We start from the raw sequence: 21,439 nt of genomic DNA, 5'->3' as shown, positions 1-21,439 counted from the left end.
CGGGCACTGCCTTGCCTACATCCAGTAGGGCGGCACGCCGTAATAGTCATAGACGCGGCGACCATTATCCTTGTTCCAGTCATATTCATCGTCGCCGTGATATCTCGGGGCGTTCTCGACCATCTCGCGTGTCAAATCCGTGCGGTATCCGCCGAGGTTTTCATCGTAGGTCAGCTTGGCCCAAGGTACGGGGTAGTGATCCTCGCCCATGCCAAGGAAACCGCCGAAAGCGAGGACGGCGTAGGAAACACGCCCGCTGCGCTTTTCGATGATGACGCGTTCGATCGAGCCGATGTGCTGGCCATCCTGACCATAAACGCGGGTGCCTTCGACCTTGTCGCTGGCGATCAGGTCGTGGGTTTCCCTGATGTTGGGGTCCTGACGATTGGTATCTTGGTAAGTCACGATTCTTCTCCGTTTTTGGTGCTACCGCAGACAAAACGAAGCTAAAGCAGGTTGGTTCCGACAAGATCAGGGGCTTTTTCGGAGAAATCTCTTGTCCTTCGGACTGAGTTGACCGTTTCTGATTGGCGACCGTGATTATTCGTCATTCTGTCACGCAAATCACTTAACCCGCTCGCATTGAGTTGCAACGGAGCGGAGCAGATGCGGTACGCCATCTATTTTACGCCGTCGATCTATGATCCCTTGTCGGTCGCAGCGGCAAGCTGGCTTGGCCGCAACGCATATTCCGGCGAAGCCCCCGAAGCGCCGTCGATCGCCGGCTTCAGCCGGCAGGAACTGGCGTTTCATACGGCCGTGCCGCGCCGCTATGGGTTTCACGGCACCATCAAGGCACCGTTCCGGCTTCATTCGGACACGAGCGAGGCGGCGCTGCTGAAAGCCCTGATGCATTTTGCCAGCACCGCGACGCCGTTTGAAATTCCGCGCATGGAAATCGCAAGGCTCGGCGAGTTCTACGGCCTGGCGCCCTCGGTCCCGTGTGAACAGATGAACCACCTTGCCGCCTCGGTCGTCCAGGCGTTCGACACCTTCCGTGCACCGCTAAGTGATGCGGAGATCGAACGACGGGATCCGGACCGCCTGACGGCATCGCAGTTCTCCAATCTGCATCGCTGGGGCTACCCTTATGTGATGGACGAGTTTCGTTTTCACATGACGCTGACGGGTCCGATACATCCCAGCCTCAACTACCGCTTCGAGCATGCGCTTCGCGAATTTTTCGCGCCTTTGCTGAATGAGCCGTTGAAGATTTCCAGCCTTGCGCTCTTTATCGAGCCGGAGGCCGGCGCGCCGCTTCGTGTCCATTCACAGCACCCACTCGGAAAACTCTCTGCACACCGGCCGGTTGGGGCCAGCGCGCGCGTAGGCACGACAGCGATATCGGACCGGCCACGCACTGCCGCGACAAGGGCGGCACTTGCCGCGCGTCTTCTGCAGGCGAATTGCTGATCGCAGGCAGGCTGTTGCATAGACGCAATCGCCTATCCTTGCCTTGGATAGACGGCGATTTTCACCATTTCGACTTCGAATTTCCCATCCCGAATGCTACCGTCGCGGCAAATTCGAAGGGTGATTTGATGGCAAAACAATCCTATCCACGTGATCTCGTCGGCTATGGCCGCAATCCTCCGCAGGTCCGCTGGCCGGGCGATGCGCGCATAGCCGTGCAATTCGTGGTCAACTACGAGGAGGGCGGCGAAAGCTGCATTCTCGACAACGACAAGGCGTCCGAATCACTGCTGTCGGAGATCGTCGGCGCGCAGCCGTGGCCCGGCCAGCGCAATCTCAACATGGAATCGATCTACGAGTATGGCGCTCGCGCCGGCTTCTGGCGGCTCTGGCGGATGTTTACCAGCCGCAATGTCGACGTGACGGTCTATGGCGTGACGCTTGCCATGGCGCGCAATCCGGAAGCGGTCGCTGCAATGAAGGAGGCAGGCTGGGAAATCGCCAGCCATGGCTACCGCTGGCTGGAATACAAGGACTTCCCGGAAGAGGAAGAGCGAAAGCACATTCTCGAGGCCGTGCGCCTGCACAAGGAACTGACCGGCTCGCATCCCCTCGGCATGTATCAGGGCAAGCCCTCGAACAACACGCTGAAGCTCATTCTGGAGGAGGGCGGCTTCGTCTATTCCTCCGACAGCTATGCCGACGAATTGCCCTACTGGGTTCCCGGTCTGACCAGGGACAAACCGCATCTGATCATTCCCTATACGCTCGATGCCAACGACATGCGCTTTGCGACGCCGCAGGGTTTCAATGCCGGCGACCAGTTTTTCACCTATCTGAAGGACACGTTCGACGTGCTCTATGCCGAGGGCAAGGAGGGCAGTCCGAAGATGATGAATGTCGGCCTGCACTGCCGCCTCGTCGGCCGCCCCGGCCGGGCCGCGGCGCTGGCCCGGTTCATCGATTATGTCTTAAGCCATGAGAAGGTCTGGACCCCCAAGCGTATCGATATTGCTCGGCATTGGTACGCGCATCACAAGCCAGAGGGCGGATTGTGATGAGCGCACGCGAAAGCTTCGTCGCACGGTTCGGCGGCGTCTTCGAGCATTCTCCCTGGGTGGCGGAGCGTGCCTTCGACGCAAATCCGCAGGTCGCGTTGACGACGAACGCCGTCCATGCCGCGCTCGTTGCCGCCTTCCGTGCCGCCTCGGACGCGGAGCGCCTAGGGGTTCTATGCGCCCATCCGGACCTTGCGGGGAAGCTGGCGATCGCCGGAGAACTGACGGACGATTCGAAGGCCGAGCAGGCTTCTGCCGGTCTCGACCGTCTGAGCCCTTCGGAACACGCCCGTTTCACCGAACTGAACACTGCCTATACGGAAAAGTTCGGCTTTCCCTTCATCATCGCGGTCAAGGGGCTCAGCAAGGACGATATTCTGTCTGCCTTCGAAAGGCGGATTGACAACGACCGGCAAGAGGAATTTGAGACGGCGTCAGCGCAGGTCGAGAAGATTGCGCTGCTGCGTTTGCATTCCATGCTTCCGGGAGACGCCAATGCCTGACATTGCTCCGCCACGCTGTTTTGCGGCGGGATCGACAGACTGATGCCACAGCTTTTAACGATCGAGCCTTTGACTGCGGCCGCCTTCGCTTCCTTCGGCACGGTCATCGAAGCGAATCCGGCATCCATGCGTCTGATCAACGGCGGCTCGACCGAGCGGTTTCATGCGCTCGCTTGTGCCGACATGACGGGCGACGGCGCCCGCGTGATCATCAATATCTTTCGTGGCCAGCCGCGCAGCTTCCCTTACCGCCTGACGATGATGGAACGCCATCCCTTGGGGTCGCAGAGCTTTTCGCCGATCGGAGGCGGCCCGTGGCTCGCGGTCGTCGCGCCGGACGATGGCGGCAAGCCGGGTATTCCACGCGTTTTCCTCGCGACGGGGAGCCAGGGCGTCAATTATGGTCGCAACGTCTGGCATCACCCCCTGATGGCCGTCAACGCGGTCAGCGATTTCCTCGTTGTGGATCGCGACGGCCCGGGCAACAATCTGGTAGAAGTCTTTTACGACGAGCCCTTCATCATTCCGAACCCCGTGTAAGCGCGAGCAAATCCCGATGAGCAACGCCGGCCGCCTGACAACCCACGTCCTCGATACCGCCCTCGGCAAACCGGCACAGGGCCTGAAGATAGATCTGTTCGCGGTCGAGGGAGAAAAGCGCCGCCTGCTGCGCACGGTCGAAACCAACAGTGACGGCCGGGTAGACGGGCCGTTGCTCGACGGCGAGGCATTCAGGGTCGGGACCTACGAGTTGCTGTTTCATGCAGGCGACTACCTGCGCGCCACGGGTGCCAGTCTGCCGAAACCGGCGTTCCTCGACCTCATCCCGCTACGCTTCGGCATCGCCGATGCAGCCAGCCATTATCACGTGCCGCTGCTGCTCTCGCCGTTCAGCTATTCGACCTATCGGGGAAGTTAAAGTCCCTGCGCAATCACATCCCGGCCGATGTTGCGGATATCCCGCTTGCCGCACAGCGCCATGGTGATGTCGAGTTCCTTGCGGATGATATCGAGCGCCAGCGTCACGCCGGCCTTGCCGCCGGCGCCGAGACCGTAGAGGAAGGGGCGGCCGATATAGGTGCCCCTGGCGCCGAGCGCGATGGCCTTCAGCACGTCCTGGCCCGAGCGGATACCGCCGTCGAGATGGACCTCGATCATGTCGCCGACCGCATCGACGATTTTTGGCAGCATGCTGATGGAGGACGGGGCACCGTCGAGCTGCCGGCCGCCGTGATTGGAGACGATGATCGCGTCTGCGCCGGTCCGCGCTGCCATCTTCGCGTCCTCGACATCGAGGATGCCCTTGAGGATCAGCGGCCCGCCCCACAATTCCTTGATCCAGGCGACGTCGTCCCAGGAGAGGCGCGGATCGAACTGTTCGGCCGTCCAGACCGAAAGAGACGACAGGTCCGAGACGTTTTTCGCGTGGCCGACGATATTGCCGAAACTGCGGCGCTTGGTCTGCAGCATCTGCATGCACCAAAGCGGCCGTGTCGCCATCTGCCAGATATGCTTGGGCGTGAATTTCGGTGGGGCGGAGAGGCCGTTGCGGAGGTCCTTGTGGCGTTGGCCAAGGATCTGCAAATCAAGCGTCAATACCAACGCCGAGCATTTTGCCGCCTTGGCGCGTTCGATCAGGTTCCTGACGAAGTCGCGGTCGCGCATGACGTAAAGCTGGAACCAGAAGGGTTTGGTCGTCGCCAATGCCACATCCTCGATCGAACAGATGCTCATCGTCGAAAGCGTGAAGGGCACACCGAAATCCTCGGCCGCCTTCGCCGCCAAGATTTCGCCGTCGGCATGCTGCATGCCGGTCAGGCCGGTCGGCGAAAGGGCGACAGGCATCGAGACCTTCTGGCCGATCATGGTGCTTTCCAGCGACCGGTTGGTCATGTCGACCAGCACCCGCTGTCGTAGCTTGATCTTATGAAAATCCTCCTCGTTGGCGCGATAGGTTCCCTCGGTCCAGGCGCCGCTATCGGCATAGTCGAAGAACATCTTCGGGACGCGGCGCTGGGCAAGCGCCTTCAGGTCGCGGATTTCGAGGATTTGGGACATGCGCGGTTTTCCATCTCAAAGGGAGTGGTTGGCAATACCATGTTTCGCGAACCGTTGTTAAGAGCGGGAACGGCAAGAGGTAAAATTATTTTACCTCTCTGCGCGGCTTTCAGTCGGGCGCCACAATTTGCCCGCCGGCGGTCGCGTGAACCTCGCGTGCCCGGGGCGGCTTGGCAAGGCGACGGCGGAATGTGCCGGGCCTGGTGCCGAACCGGTCGTGAAATGCTTCATAGAAACGGGAGAGCGAACCGAAACCCGCCTCGAAGGCGACGGTGGTGATCGGCAGATCCGTGGAAATGAGCAGCGACTGGGCCGTATCCAGCCGGTGGCGGACGATCGATTGGTTGATGGTCATGCCGACAGTGCGCTTGAAGATGCCCATGGCATAGTTCGGATGCAGGCCGACATCGCGTCCCACATCCTCGGCGGTTATGTTTTCCAGTGCGTGTTCGGCGATGAAGCGCATCATGCGCTCGACATGGAACATCCGGTCGGCATCTTGGTGCGCAAAGGAGGCGATCGCCGATCCCTGCTCGCGCAGGTCGCGCCAGCCTTCGCGATCAAGGCGGCGGACGCGTGCGCCGAGTTCCTCGCGGACGATCTGTTCCAGTTCCTCGTCGCCCGACAGAAGCTCCTCGCGCCATCGCATGAAGATGTCGCGGTCGTAGGGGCGGATATCCAGGGCCTCGATCATGGCGCCACGAAAGACCGCGTCGCGAAAGCGGCTGAGGCTTGGAAGCGCCAGAAAGACGGACATCGGCACATAGAGGCAGATGAAGCGAGTCGGCTCCTTAATGTCCGTTACCTGATGCGGGATCATGCCCCAGAACAGGCAAAGCCGCCCCTCGGATACGCTGAGTTCGCGCCCGTCGAACCAGTAGGTCATCTCGCCTTCGAGCACGAAATTGAGTTCGATCTGGCTGTGCATGTGCGGGCCCGCCATCCGCCGCACATTGATATTGTCGCCCGCGCAGAAGCGATGATCGCCAAAGACGACGAGAGGATGCGCGGGGTCGCGCTCCGGATGGACCGCTGTCGCGCCGAGCAGATTCACCGGTTTGCGCCGTCTCGCCATGTCTCCTCGATGATCTTAGGATAACGGAAATTAATGCCGGAATGTCGGAAGTAGATTGCGGGTTTCGGCAGCAAGGTCAAGCGGCTCATGCGGGAAAGAGGACCAGGATAAACCGCAGGAGACAAGGGCATGAACACCACACGCTGATCCTTGGGAGGATGTAATGATTTCTTTTAAAGTCGCTACCGGGCTCGCGCTCGGCTATGCGCTCACCATGTCCGCCGCCTTCGCAGGCGAACTCGTCATCAACTCCGACCAGTCCGATCCGGCGCCGAAAAAGGCAATGGAAACGCTGCTCGAAGGCTTCAAGACGGCCCATCCGGAGGTGACCGTCAAGTGGAACAATTTCGACCACGAAGGCTACAAGTCCGCGATCCGCAACTTTTTGACCGCTGATGCGCCCGATGTGGTCGCCTGGTATTCGGGCAACCGCATGGCCCCCTTCGTCAAGGCCGGCCTGTTCGAGGATGTGACCGACCTCTGGACTGAAAACAAGCTGGACGACCAGTTGAAGTCCGCCGTCAAGTCGATGGAAATCGACGGCAAGAAATGGGGCATTCCCTATTCCTACTATCAGTGGGGCATCTACTACCGGAAGGACATCTTTGCCGAGCAGGGCATCACGCCGCCGAAGAACTGGGCAGAGCTGGTCGCCGCCTGCGAAAAGCTGAAGGCAGCCGGAATGACGCCGTTTGCGATCGGCACCAAGGCATTGTGGCCGACGGGCGGCTGGTTCGACTACCTGAACTTGCGCGTCAACGGCTACGAATTCCACATGGACCTGACGGCCGGCAAGGTTCCCTACACCGATCCGAAGGTGAAGGCGGTGTTCGAGAAATGGGCCGAACTGGTAAAGCCCGGCTATTTCCTCGAAAACCATGCGGCGATCGACTGGCAGGATGCCATTCCGCAGTTCGTCCAGGGCAAGGCACCGATGTACCTCATGGGCAACTTTGCCGTCGCCGCCATGAAGGACGGCGGATTGAAGGAAGAGCAGATCGGCTTCCTGCAGTTCCCGGAGATCACCGCCGGCATTCCGATGGCCGAAGATGCACCGACCGAGTCCTTCCACATCCCGTCGGGTGCGAAGAACAAGGAAGATGCCCGCAAGTTCCTCGCCTATCTTGCAACGCCTGAGGCGCAGACCAAGATGAACGAGGTCCTGGGACAGCTTCCGGTCAACAACCAGTCCGCCAAGTCGAACGATCCGTTCCTCAAGGCCGGGTTCGACATGCTGGCAAACGCCTATGCGCTTGCACAGTTCTACGACCGCGACGCCCCGGCTGAAATGGCTAAGGTCGGAATGGAAGGCTTCCAGCAGTTCATGGTCAAGCCGGACAATGTCGACGCGATTCTCGAACGCCTCGAAAAGGCTCGCGGGCGTATCTACAAGTAACCTTCAAATCGGCTTCAGTCCCTTATCCGGCCTGCCGGCCACCTTCTCCCCGCAGGCGGGGAGAAGGGACACGCGGCGATCGCGGGTCAATTCCTCTCCCCGTCCGCCGGGAGAGGCCTCGGGTGAGGGCGACCGCCGAGACTACGGTCGATTTTCAAACTACGTCAACGAGGTGGCAGCGATGGGCAGCACCGTTTCCGCGAGATCCGGTTTCTGGAAGCGCAACCAGCAGCGCCTGGCGCCCTGGCTGTTTCTGGCGCCCGGCATGATCATGTTCGCAATCTATGTGATTATTCCGATCTTCCAGTCGATCTGGATCAGCTTTTACGATTGGGACGGACTTGGCCCGAAAACCTGGATCGGTTTGGGAAATTATGTCGAGCTTCTCGATGACGAAGCCTTCTATACCTCGCTGAAGAACAACATCCTCTGGCTGGTGCTCTATCTTTTGGCCGTGCCCGCGGGCCTTGCCGTGGCGCTGTTCCTTAACCAGACGGTCACCGGCATCCGGCTCTACAAGTCGCTGTTCTTCTTTCCGTTCGTGATCAGCCAGGTCGTCGTCGGCCTGATCTTCACCTGGTTCTATGCGCCGGATTTCGGTCTTCTGTCCGCGCTGATCAAGACGCTGACCGGCCAAAGCATCGCGATCCTTGCTGACGAGCGCTACGTGACGCTCGGTATCATCGCCGCCGGTCTCTGGCCGCAGATTGCCTACTGCATGATCCTCTACCTGACCGGTCTCAACAACATCAACCCGGAACAGGTCGAGGCGGCCCGCATGGATGGCGCAAGGGGCTGGTCGCTGCTGTGGAACATCATCCTGCCCCAGCTCGGTCCTGCCACCTTCATCGCCATCGTCGTCACCGTCATCGGTGCCTTGCGCTCCTTCGACCTGGTCTCGATCATGACGGATGGCGGCCCCTATGGCTCGAGCCGCGTGCTTTCGTTCTACATGTATGAGCAGGCGCTATCGGAATACGGCTACCGCATGGGCTATGGCGCGGCGATCGCCGTCGTCCTCTTCATGATCATGATGGTCTTCATCACCCTGTTCATCGTGCGCATGCTGATGCGGGAAAGGCACGCCTGATGTTTCCGACCCCTGTCCAGAAGGCTGCGCCCTGGGTGCGCCACGCCTATACGATCATCCTGCCGATCGCATTGATCTTGTGGCTCTTGCCATTGATCGGGGTCGCCATCACCTCGGTGCGGCCATCCACGGATCTGGCTGCCGGAAACTATTTCGGCATTCCCTCGCGCTTCGCCGGCATCGATAACTATACGGCAGTCTTCAGGGATTCGCCGATCGGCTGGTACATTCTCAATTCCTTCAAGGTGACGATCCCGACCGTCATCGGCGCCGTCGGGCTCGCCTGCCTGTCCGGTTTCGCACTGGCGGTCTACAGGTTCCGCGCCAATCTCCTGATCTTCTTCCTCTTCGTCGCGGGTAATTTCATCCCCTTTCAGATCCTGATGGTGCCGGTGCGCGACATGACGCTGCGGGCCGGGCTCTATGACAGCATCGCCGGTCTGGTGCTCTTCCATATCGCCTTCCAGACTGGTTTCTGCACCTTGTTCATGCGGAATTTCATCACGTCGCTACCCTTTGCGCTGATCGAATCCGCCCGCGTCGAAGGCGTCAGCGAATGGCGCATCTTCCGCTACATCGTCCTTCCCCTGATGCGACCGGCGATCGCTGCCCTGTCGGTGCTGGTGTTCACTTTCATCTGGAACGATTATTTCTGGGCGACGGTCCTGGTGCAGGGGCAGCACGCCATGCCGGTGACCGCGGGGCTCTATTCGCTGAACGGCCAATGGATCGCTGCCTGGCACCTGGTGTCGGCCGGCTCGATCGTCGCAGCCATGCCGCCGGTGCTGATGTTCTTCCTGATGCAGAAGCATTTCATTGCCGGCCTGACGCTGGGAGCGACCAAGGGATGATCGCCGCGTTTTCCACATTTCAACTTTCATCGGGAGGCAGGGCCAATGGCTGACGTCACGCTCCGCAATGTCACCAAGCAGTTCGGCTCGGTCAGTGTCATCAAGGGCGTCGATTTCTCGATCGCCGACGGCGAGTTCTGCGTCTTCGTTGGTCCTTCGGGCTGCGGCAAGTCTACGCTGTTGCGGATGGTTGCCGGGCTTGAGGAAATCTCGTCGGGCGAACTCAAGATCGGCGGCAAGGACATGACCCATGTCGGCCCGTCCGATCGCGGCGTGGCGATGGTGTTCCAGTCCTATGCGCTTTATCCACACATGACGGTTGCCGACAATATCGGCTTCGGGCTGCGCATGACCGGCCATGACAAGGCGGAGATAGAAAAGCGCATGCAGCGCGCCGCAAAGATGCTGCAGCTCGAGCCGCTGCTCGCCCGCAAACCGTCGCAGCTTTCCGGTGGCCAGCGCCAGCGCGTTGCCATCGGCCGCGCCATCGTCCGAAATCCGGAGGTCTTCCTGTTCGACGAGCCGCTGTCGAACCTCGACGCCGCGCTGCGCGTCCAGATGCGCACCGAGATCAGCACCCTGCATCAGGACCTGAAGGCAACGATGATCTACGTCACCCACGATCAGGTCGAGGCCATGACCATGGCCGACAAGATCGTGGTGCTCTCCGCAGGTTCGATCGAGCAGATCGGTTCGCCGCTGGAACTCTATCACCGGCCGAAGAACCTCTTCGTCGCCGGCTTCATCGGCTCGCCGAAAATGAATTTTCTAAAGGCGACGGCTTCGCCCGCCGGTGATCAGATCCGCGTCACCCTGGTCGGCGGCGTCGAAATCCTGCTGCCGGCCGGACATGCCCGCGTCAGTGACGGCCAAGCGGTGACACTGGGCATTCGGCCCGAGCATATCGATGCTGACGGCAAGGACGGGGCCATCCTGCCGGCAAAGCTCCGGCTCGCCGAATATCTCGGCTCCGAGACGATGTTCTATGTGAGCCTCACCGATGGCAGCGACGTCGCCGTCAAGGCCGACGGGCTGGCAACAGCGCATCCGGGCGCGGACTTCCGCATCGGCATTCCGCCCAAGGCCTGCCATCTCTTCGACGCGTCTGGCGTCGCCATCATCAACGGGGATTTGACGAAATAATGCTTGGCGTTTGCTATTATCCGGAACACTGGCCGGAAGCCTGGTGGGCGAAGGATGCCCGCCGCATGCGGGACATGGGCATTTCCTTCGTACGCATCGGCGAATTCGCCTGGTCGCGGCTGGAGCCGAAGCGGGGCGAGTTCGATTTCGCCTGGCTCGACCGGGCCATGGATACGCTCGGCGCCGCGGGACTGAAGGTCGTGCTCGGTACGCCGACGGCGACGCCGCCGAAATGGCTGATGGACGAATATCCGGAGATCGCGCCGGTCGATCAGCAGGGGCGCGTACGCGGCTTCGGTTCGCGTCGGCATTATACCTTCTCCTCCGAGGTCTGGTGGCGCGAAAGCGCCCGCATCGTCGAGATCATCGCCAAGCGCTATGGCGAACACCCGGCGCTCGACGGCTGGCAGACCGACAACGAATATGGCTGCCACGACACGACGCAGTCCTGGGGAGCGGAAGACCTCAAGGCGTTCCGCCGCTGGCTGAGGCTCCGCTACCAGTCGACCGACCAGCTCAACGAAGCCTGGGGCAATGTCTTCTGGTCGATGGAGGTGGCGAGCTTCGAGGATGTCGTGCTGCCGAACCTGACCGTGACCGAGACCAATCCCGCGGCACGGCTCGATTTCTGGCGCTTCCAGTCGCAGCAGGTGGCCGCCTATGACAAGATGCAATGCGAGATCATCCGCAAGAATTCACCCGGCCGCTGGATCACCCATAACTTCATGGGCTTCGTCAACGATTTCGACCACTGGAAGGTCGGCGAAAACCTCGACCTCGCGTCGTGGGACAGCTATCCGATCGGTTTCGTCGAGAAGTTTCCCTTCAGCCAGGAAGAGAGAAACCGCTGGGCGGAAACCTCTCATCCCGACATCGCGCCGTTCCACCACGATCTTTATCGCGGCGTCGGCCGCGGCCGATTCTGGATCATGGAGCAGCAGCCGGGACCGGTGAACTGGGCGCCGTGGAACCCGGTGCCGAAGCCCGGCATGGTGCGGCTCTGGACCTGGGAAGCGCTGGCGCATGGTGCCGAAGTCGTCAGCTATTTCCGCTGGCGCCAGGCGCCCTTCGCGCAGGAACAGATGCATGCGGGCCTCAATCTGCCGGGGTCGGACGAGTTGTCGGTTGGCGGGCGCGAGGCGGAGATCGTCGGGCGCGAGATCATCGAAACCGGGGTGTTGCCGGCAACGGAGCAGGCTCCGGTTGCCATCGTCTACGACTACGAGACCTATTGGGCGACGGTCATCCAGCCGCAGGGCAGGGATTTCCAGTATCACGACCTGGCCTTCCGCTGGTACGAGGCGGTGCGCAAGCTTGGTCTGAATGTCGATTTCCTCCCCCCGGGTACTGCCCTCGAAGGGTACAAGCTGGTGCTCGTGCCCTCGCTGATGATGGTCGCCGACGCTGCTTTGCAGGCCTTCAGCGCTGCCGATGGTATCGTGCTCTACGGCCCGCGCTCCGGCTCGCGCACGCGCCAGTTTGCCATTCCGGAAAATCTGCCGCCAGGCCCGCTTGCGAAGCTTGCGGGCGTTCGGGTCACGCAGGTGTCATCGCTGCGTCCGGGGCTCGACGATGCAGTATCAGGCGCTGTCTCCGGAGCTGCCATTCGCTGGCGGGAATATGTCGAGGCGGACGGTGAGGTGCTCGCGACCTTCGCCAATGGTGACCCTGCGCTGACGGCCAAGGACGGGCACCACTATCTCGCCTGCTGGCCTGATCAGGAACTCCTGCGGCAGACCCTGACCCACTTGGCGGCAAAGGCGGGTCTCGAAACGGTGTCGCTTCCGGATCATATCCGGCTGCGCAAGCGCGGCGGTATGACGTTTGCGTTCAACTACGGGACGGAGGTTTGGGCAATACCGGCAGGTGCGAACGTCGTTCTCGGTGAGACAGAGGTGAAGCCGCAGGCGGTGTCGGCTTGGAAAGAGTAGGCAGGGCGCGCTCCCTCTTCTCCCCGCCGCATGAGGGGGGCGCTGGCGCCGAGACTGCCGAGAAAACCCCTGATTGCCTCGCATACGCTCGGCACTTCTCCCCGGCGGGGAGAAGAGGGAGAGTGCCGTAAGCCTCCATTCCACGCGCGATAGCCTCAAGGGCAGCGTCTTTCTACGCAAGCCCCGTCTTCGCCGCCACACCTGCTACATAAGTTTCGGCAATCGCCCGATCATCCCCCATGGTCTGCAGCAGGAAAAGCTCGTCGGCAAGCGAGTTCACCACCTCCGCTTTCAGCGCCGTCGCCGGCGTCGCCGCCATGTTCAGCACGATGAAGTCGGCATCTGTGCCGGGCTCGAGCGTTCCGATTTTGTTATCAAGCGACAGCGCCCGCGCATTGCCGAGCGTCATGTAGTAGAAGCTCTCCAACGGATTGAGACGCTCCGCTTGCAATTGCTGGATCTTGTAAGCCTCGTCCATGGTGCGCAGCATGGAATAGCTCGATCCGCCGCCGATATCGGTTGCGACCGCAATGCGCACGGCTTTATCGCGGCCCACCAGCTTCTTCAGCGGAAACAGCCCCGAGCCGAGAAACAGGTTGGAAGTCGGGCAGTGGACGGCGATCGAGCCGGTCTCGCTCATGACATCCATTTCGCGCTCCGACAGATGGATGCAGTGGCCGAGTAGCGTTTTCGGGCCGAGCAGGCCGTAGCGGGCGTAGACATCGGTGTAGTCGGCGGCTTCAGGGTAGAGCGAGCAGGTGAAATCGATCTCGTCGCGGTTTTCCGAGAGGTGCGTCTGCACGTGCAGGTCCGGAAACTCGCGCACCAGTGCTTGCGCGGCCGACATCTGCTCGGGCGTCGAGGTGATGGCGAAGCGTGGGGTGATGGCCACGTGGTTGCGGCCCTTGCCGTGCCATTGGTCGATCACCGCGCGAGTCTCGTCGTAGGCCATCTCAGGTGTATCGAGCAGGCCCTGCGGCGCGTTGCGGTCCATCATTACCTTGCCGGCCACCATCCGCATGTTGCGGCGCAGGGCTTCGGCGAAAAAGGCGTCGGCGGAGGTCTTGTGCACCGAGCAATAGGCGACTGCCGTGGTCGTGCCGTGGCGCACCATCTCATCGAAGAAATGCGTCGCGATACGCTCGGCATGCGCAGTTTCGACGAACCGGCATTCCTCCGGGAAGGTGTAGGTGTTCAACCATTCGAGCAGGTTGGCGGCATAGGAACCGATCACCTGCATCTGCGGGAAATGCAGATGTGTGTCGATGAAGCCGGGCAGGATGAGGTGGGGGCGGTGATCGATTTCGGTGATGTCACCGGCCGCCTTCGCCTTGACCGCATCATAACTGCCGCTTGCAAGGATGAGTCCATCTTCGATCAGCAGCGCGCCATCTGGCTCGTAGGCATAGGCGTGCTTGTCCTCCAAGCCTGCGGGCGCGCGCTTGAAACTCAACGTACGTCCACGAATGAGGGTGGCGGTCATTCTGTCCTGCCTTCCGAAACCGAGCTTTCGAACCATGCCGTCAGCAGCTTGCGCTCGTCGTTCGTCATGTCGGTAACGTTGCCCGGCGGCATGGCGTGGCTGCGGCCGGCCTGGAGGTAGATTTCGCGGGCGTGGGCTGCGATCTCCGCGTCCGTTTCGAACATCACGCCCTTGGGTGGCCGGTTCACGCCTTCGTAGACCGGCTCTGCAGAATGGCACATGGAGCAGCGGGTGGAAACGGCATCCTTCACTGCCGGGAAATGCGCATTGGCTGCGAACTGCCGGAAGGCCGGCGACACTTCCGCCGAAGCGGCGCCGGTCAACATTTTCGGCTCGGTGGAAAGCCACATGATGACGATGAAGAGCAAAAGCGTGACCAGCCAGGTCCAGGTCGGCCGCCCCTTTCTCGCATGCGTGGTATTGAACCAATGCCGAATGGTGACGCCCATCAGGAAGACCAGTGCGGCGATCACCCAGTTATAGGCCGTGGCGAAAGCCAGCGGATAATGATTCGACAGCATGAAGAAGATGACGGGCAGGGTCAGATAGTTGTTGTGCAGCGAGCGCTGCTTGGCGATGACGCCGTATTTCGGGTCGGGCGTTCGCCCGGCAATCAGGTCGGCAACAACGACGCGTTGGTTCGGCATGATGATGAAGAAGACGTTGGCCGACATGATCGTCGCTGTGAAGGCGCCCAGATGCAGGAAGGCGGCGCGGCCGGTGAAGACCTGCGTATAGCCCCAGGCCATGAGGACCAGCGCGACATAGAGGATGCCCATCAGCGTCCAGGTGTTCTTGCCGAGCGGAGACTTGCAGAGCTGGTCGTAGAAGATCCAGCCGATCGCGAGCGATGCGAGCGAAATGGCAATCGCGGTGATCGCGGAGATATCAAGCACATGCCGGTCGATCAGGAACAGGTCGGCGCCGCCGTAGTAGACCAGGCAGAGCATGGCAAAGCCGGATAGCCAGGTCGCATAGCTCTCCCATTTGAACCACGTGAGATGTTCCGGCATGGTCGCCGGCGCGACGAGGTATTTCTGGATGTGGTAGAAACCGCCGCCGTGCACCTGCCATTCCTCGCCAGAGGCGCCTGCAGGCAGATGGTCGCGCTTCACCAGCCCGAGATCGAGCGCGATGAAATAGAAGGAAGAGCCGATCCAGGCAATCGCGGTGATCACGTGCAGCCAGCGGACGGCAAAGGCGAGCCACTCCCAGGCGATGGCGAATTCATACATTCCAAGTCCCTTTCATCCTCCGCAATCCAACATTGCGAAAATTCGTGGCCGAGGGAAGGGCCATTCCAGTGAATCCCGTGGTTCCCTTCAACCGTCGACTCGCGGAAACTCGCTCAAGATCCAGTTTCTGAAGGCGCGGATTTTGGAGACGTGGCGGCGGTTCTCCGGATAGACCAGCCAGTAGTCGCGACCGTCATTGCAGGTGAGCTCAAATGGCTGGTAGAGACGGCCTGTTTCCACCTCGTCCTGAAAATGCTGGGGATTGAGGATCGCGACGCCCTGGCCGGCGATGGCCATGCCCGCGTCGAAGGACTGCGTTCCCAGTTCGTTGGCGAGGTACCGTTCGAGACCGGGGTTTTCCACACCGGCTGCGGCAAACCATTGTTTCCACCACGGATCGGTGGCGCTGATGATCGAAAGTTTCAGCAAATCGGCGGGCTCGTGGATGCCGCCGATCGATTGCGCCAGCTTCGGGCTGAGCATCGGGGTGAAATCCAGTCGCATGATGCGATGCGCACTGAGGCCCGGCCAGTCACCCTTGCCCCAGCGGATGGCGACATCCGCCTGGTCGCGGAGAAAATCGATGATGATCGGTGATGTGGTCAGCCGCACGGCGATATTGGGATGCTTGAGCTGGAAAGCGCCGAGATAGCGCGTCAGCCATTGCTGCGCGAATGTCGCCGTTGAATCGATATGCAGCATCTGGTTCAGGTCGTCGCGCGCGGAGGCGAGCGCATCGGCAAGGATGGTAAAGCCCTGCGAGACCTTCGGCGCCAGCCGACCGCCCGTATCCGTCAAGGTGATCTGGCGCGGACGGCGCAGGAAAAGCGGCTCACCGATATTCTCCTCGAGCAATTTGATCTGGTAGCTCACCGCCGTCTGGGTCATGCCGAGTTCCTCGCCTGCCTTCGTGAAACTGTTCAATCGAGCAACGGCCTCGAACACTCGAAGCGCGTTCAGCGGCATCTGTTTCGACATTTTCATGGATAAGTTCTCTTGATGCATGCAGACGGTTGTTCGATTGGAAGTTGAGCACGTTTGCACGCATGCTGCAATCACATTCACAGAAACCCAGGGTGCGATCATGGATTGCCAAGTCGTTGAAAAATATCGACCAATGCCACGAACCCGGGTCGGTGGATGGCGTTCTGTGCTGGCGAAGATGCTGCGCGTTCTTCGGCCCGGCTACCCGAAACTTGATCTCGAAGTGATGTCGGATCACATGAAACGAGACATGGGTTTCATGGACGGGCGCGCGCCGCGTCATGATTAGGCCTGCCGAAGACTGGCTCGGCGGTGTGTTCGATGCGGTGGGGCGGCGCGCGAACACTAGAACACGTGGCTGCGGTTTCCCGGTTTTCGCCATGACAACGCTCACGGGATATGGCCGGTCTCGCCACACAACAGTCGTTCGATAAGCACCTTGCGGGCATCAGAGTGCGACCCATTGCGGACCTGGTCAAATTAGGTGTATTAAGCCTCCATGCACAACTCAGGGGCAGGTGAGCAGATTCCTCCACTCGACAGAAGTTATCCACTTTTGAAAGGTGTATCGAGTGAACACGCAAGCGCCTGCGCGAGCGAAAACGACGCAGCTTCACAAGCGGCGGCCGGCTAGCAAGGTTACGGGCGGCGCCCGCTCCGGGCGCTTCCAGCCATGATCGACCAGGTACGGCCGAAGATCCGCGATCTTCGGCGCGAAGGATCGTGCGCGAGAAAATGCGTCGAATGTTTTCCAAAAGGTGATCAAGCAGGAGGAGATCACATGTTTAAACGCTTGACCTTCGTGTCGGCCATCTTGTCGGCAGCTCTGCTGTCCAGCGGCGCTCTGGCTCGCGTGACCGGCTTTGAGATCAGGGCGTCGGGACCTGCTTTTGAAGGAAAGGTCTTCGGCAATGCCGGTGTCTATGAACGGATCGATGCGGTCGCAACCTTTGCCGTTGATCCTAGGTCGCCGCGCGTTGCGAATATCGTCGACATAGACAAGGCGCCAGTGAACGCGTCGGGTGAGGTCGTCTTCAGCACCGAGGTCTCAATCTTACGGCCGGCGAATACGATGCAGCGCTCGCCTTTCCTCTTCTACGAGGTGCCGAACCGCGGCAGAAATCTCAGCTTCACGCTTCTCAATCGCGGCGCATCGACCGGGGTTCCGTCTACCGCGGCCGATGCCGGCGACGGGTTTCTCATGGACCGAGGCGATACAGTCGTCTGGAGCGGATGGCAAACGGATCTCGCCGACGATTTTCTCAACCTCGACCTTCCTGTTCTCACCGGTGTGTCGGGCCAATCGCGGGAGCAGTTCATCTTTGACGAACCCGGCAGCGTCAGCACGGCGGTGCTGACCTACCCGGCAGCGGACCTCGATGCGTCCAGGGCGACCCTGACGGCGCGTGCCAGGGAGGCCGACAAGCCGCAACAGATGGAGGGTCTGAGCTTCAAATATCTAAGCCCGACCGAGATCGAAATCACCCGGCCCGCCGGCATGGACGCCGGCGCAATCTACGAATTCATCTATCCGGCAAAGGACGCGGTCCCCGCTGGCCTGGCTTTCGTCGCCACGAGCGACTTGATCTCCTTCCTGCGCGGCAACGACGGCCATGCTGCGCAAAGTCCGCTCGACGGCGTGAAATACACGATCGGGATGGGGATCTCGCAATCGGGGCGTTTTCTTCGTGACCTCATCTATCAGGGCTTCAACGCCGACGAAAACGGCAACAGGGTCTTCGACGGGGCCATCCCGCATATCGCCGGCTCGCGCAAGACGTTCACCAACTTCCGCTTCGCCCAGCCGGGCCGATATTCGCGCCAACACGAGGATCACGACTATCCGGGCGATCAGTTCCCGTTCACTTATGCCGAGACGACCGATCCGTTGAGCGGCAAGAGCGGAAGCATCCTGACTGCCTGCTCTGCCACAAACACCTGCCCTAAAATCATGCACACCGACACTTCGACGGAATTCTGGCAGGCCCGCGCCTCGCTCTTGACGACAGCGCCGGATGGCAAGCCGCTGGAGATGCCTGATAATGTGCGGCTTTATTTCATCGCCGGCGCGCCGCACTTCAATGGTTGGTCGGCACAGTCCAAACACGAGGCAGCGTGCGCCTATCCGACGAATCCGCTGAGCGCGGCACCGGTGATGCGGGCATTGTATGCGGCGTTGGCGAACTGGGTCTCCGCGAACAAGGCGCCACCTGCCAGCCGCTATCCCAGCCTGACCGACGGAACGCTCGTGCGCCTCGAAGACCTGAAGCTGCCGAGGATCGGTGGCGAGATCGCGCGCCCGGTTTTCAACGAACTCAGGGTGATGGACTACGCCTCGCAGCCGCCCGTGCGCGGAAAAGCCTATCCTGTCTACCTTCCCGCTCAAAATGATGACGGCAATCCGCTCGGCGGTGTGAGTCTGCCCTTTGTGAGGGCGCCGCTCGGAACTTATGCCGGCTGGAACCTCCGTAAGGAGGGCTTCGGAGAGGGCGAGCTTTGCAGTCTGACGGGCACTTTCATTCCGTTTCCGGGGAAGCCAAGTGAAACCGACAGCCGCAAAGCCCTCAGCGAGCGCTATCCCGATGCCGACGCCTACGTTGCCGCAGTCAAGTCTGGCTCGGAAGCGCTCGTCGCCGATGGCCTCATGCTTCCCGACGACATCGGCTACGTTCTCGATCGGGCTCGCGAGGACAGCACGTTGCTGCAGTGACGTGAGCGGTCATTGGCGCTGAGCCCGGCGCGATATCTTTGACGATCGCTTCCGGGATGGCGACCAGCCGATGGCTGGCACCCGCCGTCGAACTCGCTCAAGCCTGTCGGCGGCATAGTTCATTTCAGTTGCTCTTCAAGCTTTGGCCTTGCGCAGGCGCTCCACCGCCATCAGCACCCGTTCCGGCGTCGCCGGCGTGTCGAGGCGCGGGCATTCGCGGTAGTCCGCCACGCTGGCGACCGCCATGGAGAGCGCCTCCAATACCGAGATCGGCAGCATGAAGGGCGGTTCGCCGACGGCCTTCGAACGACCGATGGTCATCTCGGCATTTTCGGCCCATTCCGCGAGCTTGACGTTAAAGATCTTCGGCCGGTCGGAGGCGAGCGGGATCTTGTAGGTCGACGGCGCATGGGTGCGCAGGCGACCCTTGTCGTCCCACCAGAGTTCTTCCGTAGTCAGCCATCCCATGCCCTGCACGAAGCCGCCCTCCACCTGACCGATATCGATGGCGGGATTGAGCGATTTGCCGACATCGTGCAGCACGTCGACGCGGTCGACCATATATTCACCGGTCAGCGTGTCGATCGAAACTTCCGAGACGGCGGCTCCATAGGCGAAGTAGTAGAAAGGCGTGCCGCGGCCGGTGTTGCGGTCCCAATGGATTTTCGGCGTCTTGTAGAAGCCGGTGGCAGACAGCTGGATGCGGGCGAAATAGGCTTGCCTGATGAAGTCAGGGAACGGCACCAGTTCTTCGCCGATCTTGACGTGGTTCGGCACGAAGCTGATGTTCTCTCGCTCCGTCTGCCAGCGTTCGGCGGCGAAATCGGTGAGCCGTTCCTTGATTTGCCGCGCTGCGTCGTAGGCCGCCATGCCGTTGAGGTCGGAGCCGGACGACGCGGCGGTCGCCGAGGTGTTCGGCACCTTGCCAGTGGTCGTCGCGGTGATCTTGACGTTGGTGATATCGACCTGAAAACTGTCGGCCAGAACCTGCGCCACCTTGGTATAGAGGCCTTGGCCCATCTCCGTGCCGCCATGGTTCAGGTGGATTGAACCATCTTGGTAGACATGCACCAGCGCGCCAGCCTGGTTGAAGGCCGTCATGGTGAAGGAGATGCCGAACTTGACGGGCGTCAGCGCGATGCCCTTGCGGATCACCGGGCTGGTCGTGTTGAAGTCGATGATCGCCTTACGGCGCGCCTGATAGTCGGCGCTCGCCTCCAACTCGGAGACGATGCGGTGAATGATGTTGTCCTGCACCTGCTGGTGATACGGCGTGAGGTCGCGACCCGACCCTTTTTCGCCGTAGAAATTCACTTTGCGGATGTCGAGCGGATCCTTGCCGAGCGCGTAGGCGATCTCCTCGATGATGCGCTCGCCGCCGATCATGCCTTGCGGTCCGCCGAAGCCGCGATAGGCGGTGTTGGAGACAGTGTGTGTCTTCAGGGGTTGCGAGGTCAGTTTCACATGCGGGTAGAAATATGAGTTATCGGCGTGGAACAGAGCGCGGTCGGTGACAGGGCCGGAGAGATCGGAGGAATAGCCGCAACGCGCAGCGTAGTTCGCCTTCACCGCATGAATGCGGCCCTCGTCGTCGAAGCCTACCTCGTAATCGACCAAGAAATCGTGCCGCTTGCCGGTCGCCGTCATGTCCTCGTCGCGGTCGGGGCGGAATTTGACGGCGCGATTGAGCTTCTTGGCCGCGACGGCTGCAAGAACCGCGAACTGGTTACCCTGCGTTTCCTTGCCGCCAAAGCCGCCACCCATGCGCCGGACCTGTACGGTCACGGCATTGGACGGCACGCCGAGAACATGGCCGACCATGTGCTGCACTTCGCTCGGGTGCTGGGTGGAAGACCAGACCGTGATCTCGTCGTCCTCGCCGGGAATGGCCAAGGCGACATGGCTTTCGAGGTAAAAATGCTCCTGGCCGCCGATCCGCATGCGGCCGGTGAGGCGGCGAGGAGAGAGCTCTAGTTCCGCCTCGGCATCGCCTCGCTGCAGTGTGAGCGGCTTGGTGACGAGCTCCGCGCCGTTTTCGAGCGCATCGGTGATGTCGGTGAAGTGCGGAAGGTCGCGATAAGTGATCTTCGCCTTGCGTGCTGCACGTCTTGCAATGTCGCGGCTCTCGGCGATCACCGCAAAGGCCGGCTGGCCGTGAAACTGCACCAGGCCATCGGCAAGCACCGGCTCGTCATCGAGATGGCTGGGACTGATGTCGTTGGAATGCGGCATGTCCTTGGCCGTCAGCACGCAGACGACGCCGTCAGTGGCCTCGACCTCCGAAAGGTCCATCGCGACGATCTCGGCATGGGCGCGGTCCGTCATTCCAAGCGCGCCATGCAACGTTCCGGCGGGTTCCGGCATGTCATCGATATAATCTGCAGTGCCGGAGACATGCTTGTGGGCACTGTCGTGGCGCAGCGGCGAATGCATCGGGCCGGCGATCGTCTTGCGCTCTTCGAAGGTGGATTTGTCCATCAGAGAACACCTCCGGTTCGTTGCATTACGC

General features: G+C 61.0%; 19 protein-coding genes. 12 read left to right on the top strand and 7 right to left on the bottom strand.

Annotated features, from left to right (window positions below; translation table 11 throughout):
* Positions 1-15 precede the first annotated feature (15 nt).
* Positions 16-405 carry a PRC-barrel domain-containing protein gene (locus JNB71_RS05695; protein ID WP_220370824.1) on the bottom strand — a complete coding sequence of 130 codons (390 nt, stop codon included), beginning with the start codon at positions 403-405 and terminating at the stop codon, positions 16-18.
* A gap of 201 nt (positions 406-606) precedes the next feature.
* Here JNB71_RS05695 and JNB71_RS05690 point away from each other — a divergent pair, with 201 nt between their 5' ends.
* The 5 genes from JNB71_RS05690 (at position 607) to uraH (ending at position 3,893) form a co-directional block, all read left to right on the top strand.
* Positions 607-1,413: a DUF1045 domain-containing protein gene (locus tag JNB71_RS05690; protein WP_220370823.1), complete on the top strand. Its 807-nt coding sequence runs from the start codon at positions 607-609 to the stop codon at positions 1,411-1,413.
* 128 nt (positions 1,414-1,541) lie between these two features.
* Positions 1,542-2,471 (top strand): allantoinase PuuE, encoded by a 930-nt coding sequence (gene puuE, locus JNB71_RS05685; protein ID WP_220370822.1) that lies wholly within the window; start codon positions 1,542-1,544, stop codon positions 2,469-2,471.
* On the top strand, positions 2,471-2,974 hold the full coding sequence (uraD, locus tag JNB71_RS05680; RefSeq protein WP_220370821.1) for a 2-oxo-4-hydroxy-4-carboxy-5-ureidoimidazoline decarboxylase: 504 nt from the start codon (positions 2,471-2,473) through the stop codon (positions 2,972-2,974). Before puuE ends, uraD begins: the two co-directional genes overlap by 1 nt.
* A 42-nt stretch (positions 2,975-3,016) precedes the next feature.
* Positions 3,017-3,514, top strand: a complete 498-nt coding sequence (locus JNB71_RS05675) for an ureidoglycolate lyase (protein WP_220370820.1) — start codon at positions 3,017-3,019, stop codon at positions 3,512-3,514.
* A gap of 16 nt (positions 3,515-3,530) precedes the next feature.
* Positions 3,531-3,893, top strand: a complete 363-nt coding sequence (uraH, locus tag JNB71_RS05670) for a hydroxyisourate hydrolase (RefSeq protein ID WP_220370819.1) — start codon at positions 3,531-3,533, stop codon at positions 3,891-3,893.
* On the opposite strand, the gene JNB71_RS05665 is transcribed toward uraH, so the two are convergent.
* Together JNB71_RS05665 and JNB71_RS05660 are read right to left on the bottom strand one after the other, a co-directional pair.
* Positions 3,890-5,032, bottom strand: coding sequence for an alpha-hydroxy acid oxidase (locus JNB71_RS05665; RefSeq protein ID WP_220370818.1), 1,143 nt, complete (start codon positions 5,030-5,032; stop codon positions 3,890-3,892). The two genes, uraH and JNB71_RS05665, sit on opposite strands and share 4 nt — an antisense overlap.
* A gap of 109 nt (positions 5,033-5,141) precedes the next feature.
* On the bottom strand, positions 5,142-6,107 hold the full coding sequence (locus JNB71_RS05660; protein ID WP_220370817.1) for a helix-turn-helix domain-containing protein: 966 nt from the start codon (positions 6,105-6,107) through the stop codon (positions 5,142-5,144).
* 163 nt (positions 6,108-6,270) lie between these two features.
* Here JNB71_RS05660 and JNB71_RS05655 point away from each other — a divergent pair, with 163 nt between their 5' ends.
* The 5 genes from JNB71_RS05655 to JNB71_RS05635 all read left to right on the top strand — a co-directional run bounded on the left by JNB71_RS05655 (position 6,271) and on the right by JNB71_RS05635 (position 12,518).
* On the top strand, positions 6,271-7,503 hold the full coding sequence (locus JNB71_RS05655; protein ID WP_220370816.1) for an extracellular solute-binding protein: 1,233 nt from the start codon (positions 6,271-6,273) through the stop codon (positions 7,501-7,503).
* Positions 7,504-7,684: 181 nt separating this feature from the next.
* Positions 7,685-8,593 (top strand): carbohydrate ABC transporter permease, encoded by a 909-nt coding sequence (locus JNB71_RS05650; protein ID WP_220370815.1) that lies wholly within the window; start codon positions 7,685-7,687, stop codon positions 8,591-8,593.
* Entirely contained in the window at positions 8,593-9,444 is an 852-nt protein-coding gene (locus JNB71_RS05645) for a carbohydrate ABC transporter permease (protein WP_220370814.1), read from the top strand. Before JNB71_RS05650 ends, JNB71_RS05645 begins: the two co-directional genes overlap by 1 nt.
* 45 nt (positions 9,445-9,489) lie before the next feature.
* Positions 9,490-10,587: an ABC transporter ATP-binding protein gene (locus tag JNB71_RS05640; protein WP_220370813.1), complete on the top strand. Its 1,098-nt coding sequence runs from the start codon at positions 9,490-9,492 to the stop codon at positions 10,585-10,587.
* Complete coding sequence (locus tag JNB71_RS05635) at positions 10,587-12,518, top strand: beta-galactosidase (protein ID WP_220370812.1); 1,932 nt, start codon at positions 10,587-10,589, stop codon at positions 12,516-12,518. The genes JNB71_RS05640 and JNB71_RS05635 overlap by 1 nt, the downstream gene beginning before the upstream one ends.
* A 172-nt stretch (positions 12,519-12,690) precedes the next feature.
* Here JNB71_RS05635 and guaD read toward each other — a convergent pair whose 3' ends face one another.
* The 3 genes from guaD to JNB71_RS05620 form a co-directional block, all read right to left on the bottom strand.
* Positions 12,691-14,001, bottom strand: coding sequence for a guanine deaminase (guaD, locus tag JNB71_RS05630; RefSeq protein ID WP_220370811.1), 1,311 nt, complete (start codon positions 13,999-14,001; stop codon positions 12,691-12,693).
* Positions 13,998-15,236 (bottom strand): urate hydroxylase PuuD, encoded by a 1,239-nt coding sequence (gene puuD, locus JNB71_RS05625; RefSeq protein ID WP_220370810.1) that lies wholly within the window; start codon positions 15,234-15,236, stop codon positions 13,998-14,000. The genes guaD and puuD overlap by 4 nt, the downstream gene beginning before the upstream one ends.
* Before the next feature lie 87 nt (positions 15,237-15,323).
* Positions 15,324-16,241, bottom strand: coding sequence for a LysR substrate-binding domain-containing protein (locus JNB71_RS05620; RefSeq protein WP_220370809.1), 918 nt, complete (start codon positions 16,239-16,241; stop codon positions 15,324-15,326).
* On the opposite strand from JNB71_RS05620, the gene JNB71_RS05615 reads away from it, so the two are divergent.
* On the top strand, positions 16,240-16,509 hold the full coding sequence (locus JNB71_RS05615; RefSeq protein WP_220370808.1) for a hypothetical protein: 270 nt from the start codon (positions 16,240-16,242) through the stop codon (positions 16,507-16,509). The two genes, JNB71_RS05620 and JNB71_RS05615, sit on opposite strands and share 2 nt — an antisense overlap.
* Before the next feature lie 492 nt (positions 16,510-17,001).
* Positions 17,002-18,930 (top strand): alpha/beta hydrolase domain-containing protein, encoded by a 1,929-nt coding sequence (locus JNB71_RS05610; RefSeq protein ID WP_220370807.1) that lies wholly within the window; start codon positions 17,002-17,004, stop codon positions 18,928-18,930.
* A 135-nt stretch (positions 18,931-19,065) separates the two neighbouring features.
* Here JNB71_RS05610 and xdhB read toward each other — a convergent pair whose 3' ends face one another.
* Entirely contained in the window at positions 19,066-21,408 is a 2,343-nt protein-coding gene (xdhB, locus tag JNB71_RS05605; protein ID WP_220370806.1) for a xanthine dehydrogenase molybdopterin binding subunit, read from the bottom strand.
* Positions 21,409-21,439: the final 31 nt, after the last annotated feature.

It is taken from the genome of Rhizobium herbae, assembly GCF_019511375.1.
Lineage (GTDB): Bacteria > Pseudomonadota > Alphaproteobacteria > Rhizobiales > Rhizobiaceae > Pararhizobium > Pararhizobium herbae_A.
The sequence above is the reverse complement of the archived record's forward strand: the minus strand, read 5'-3'. Positions and strand labels throughout refer to the sequence as shown.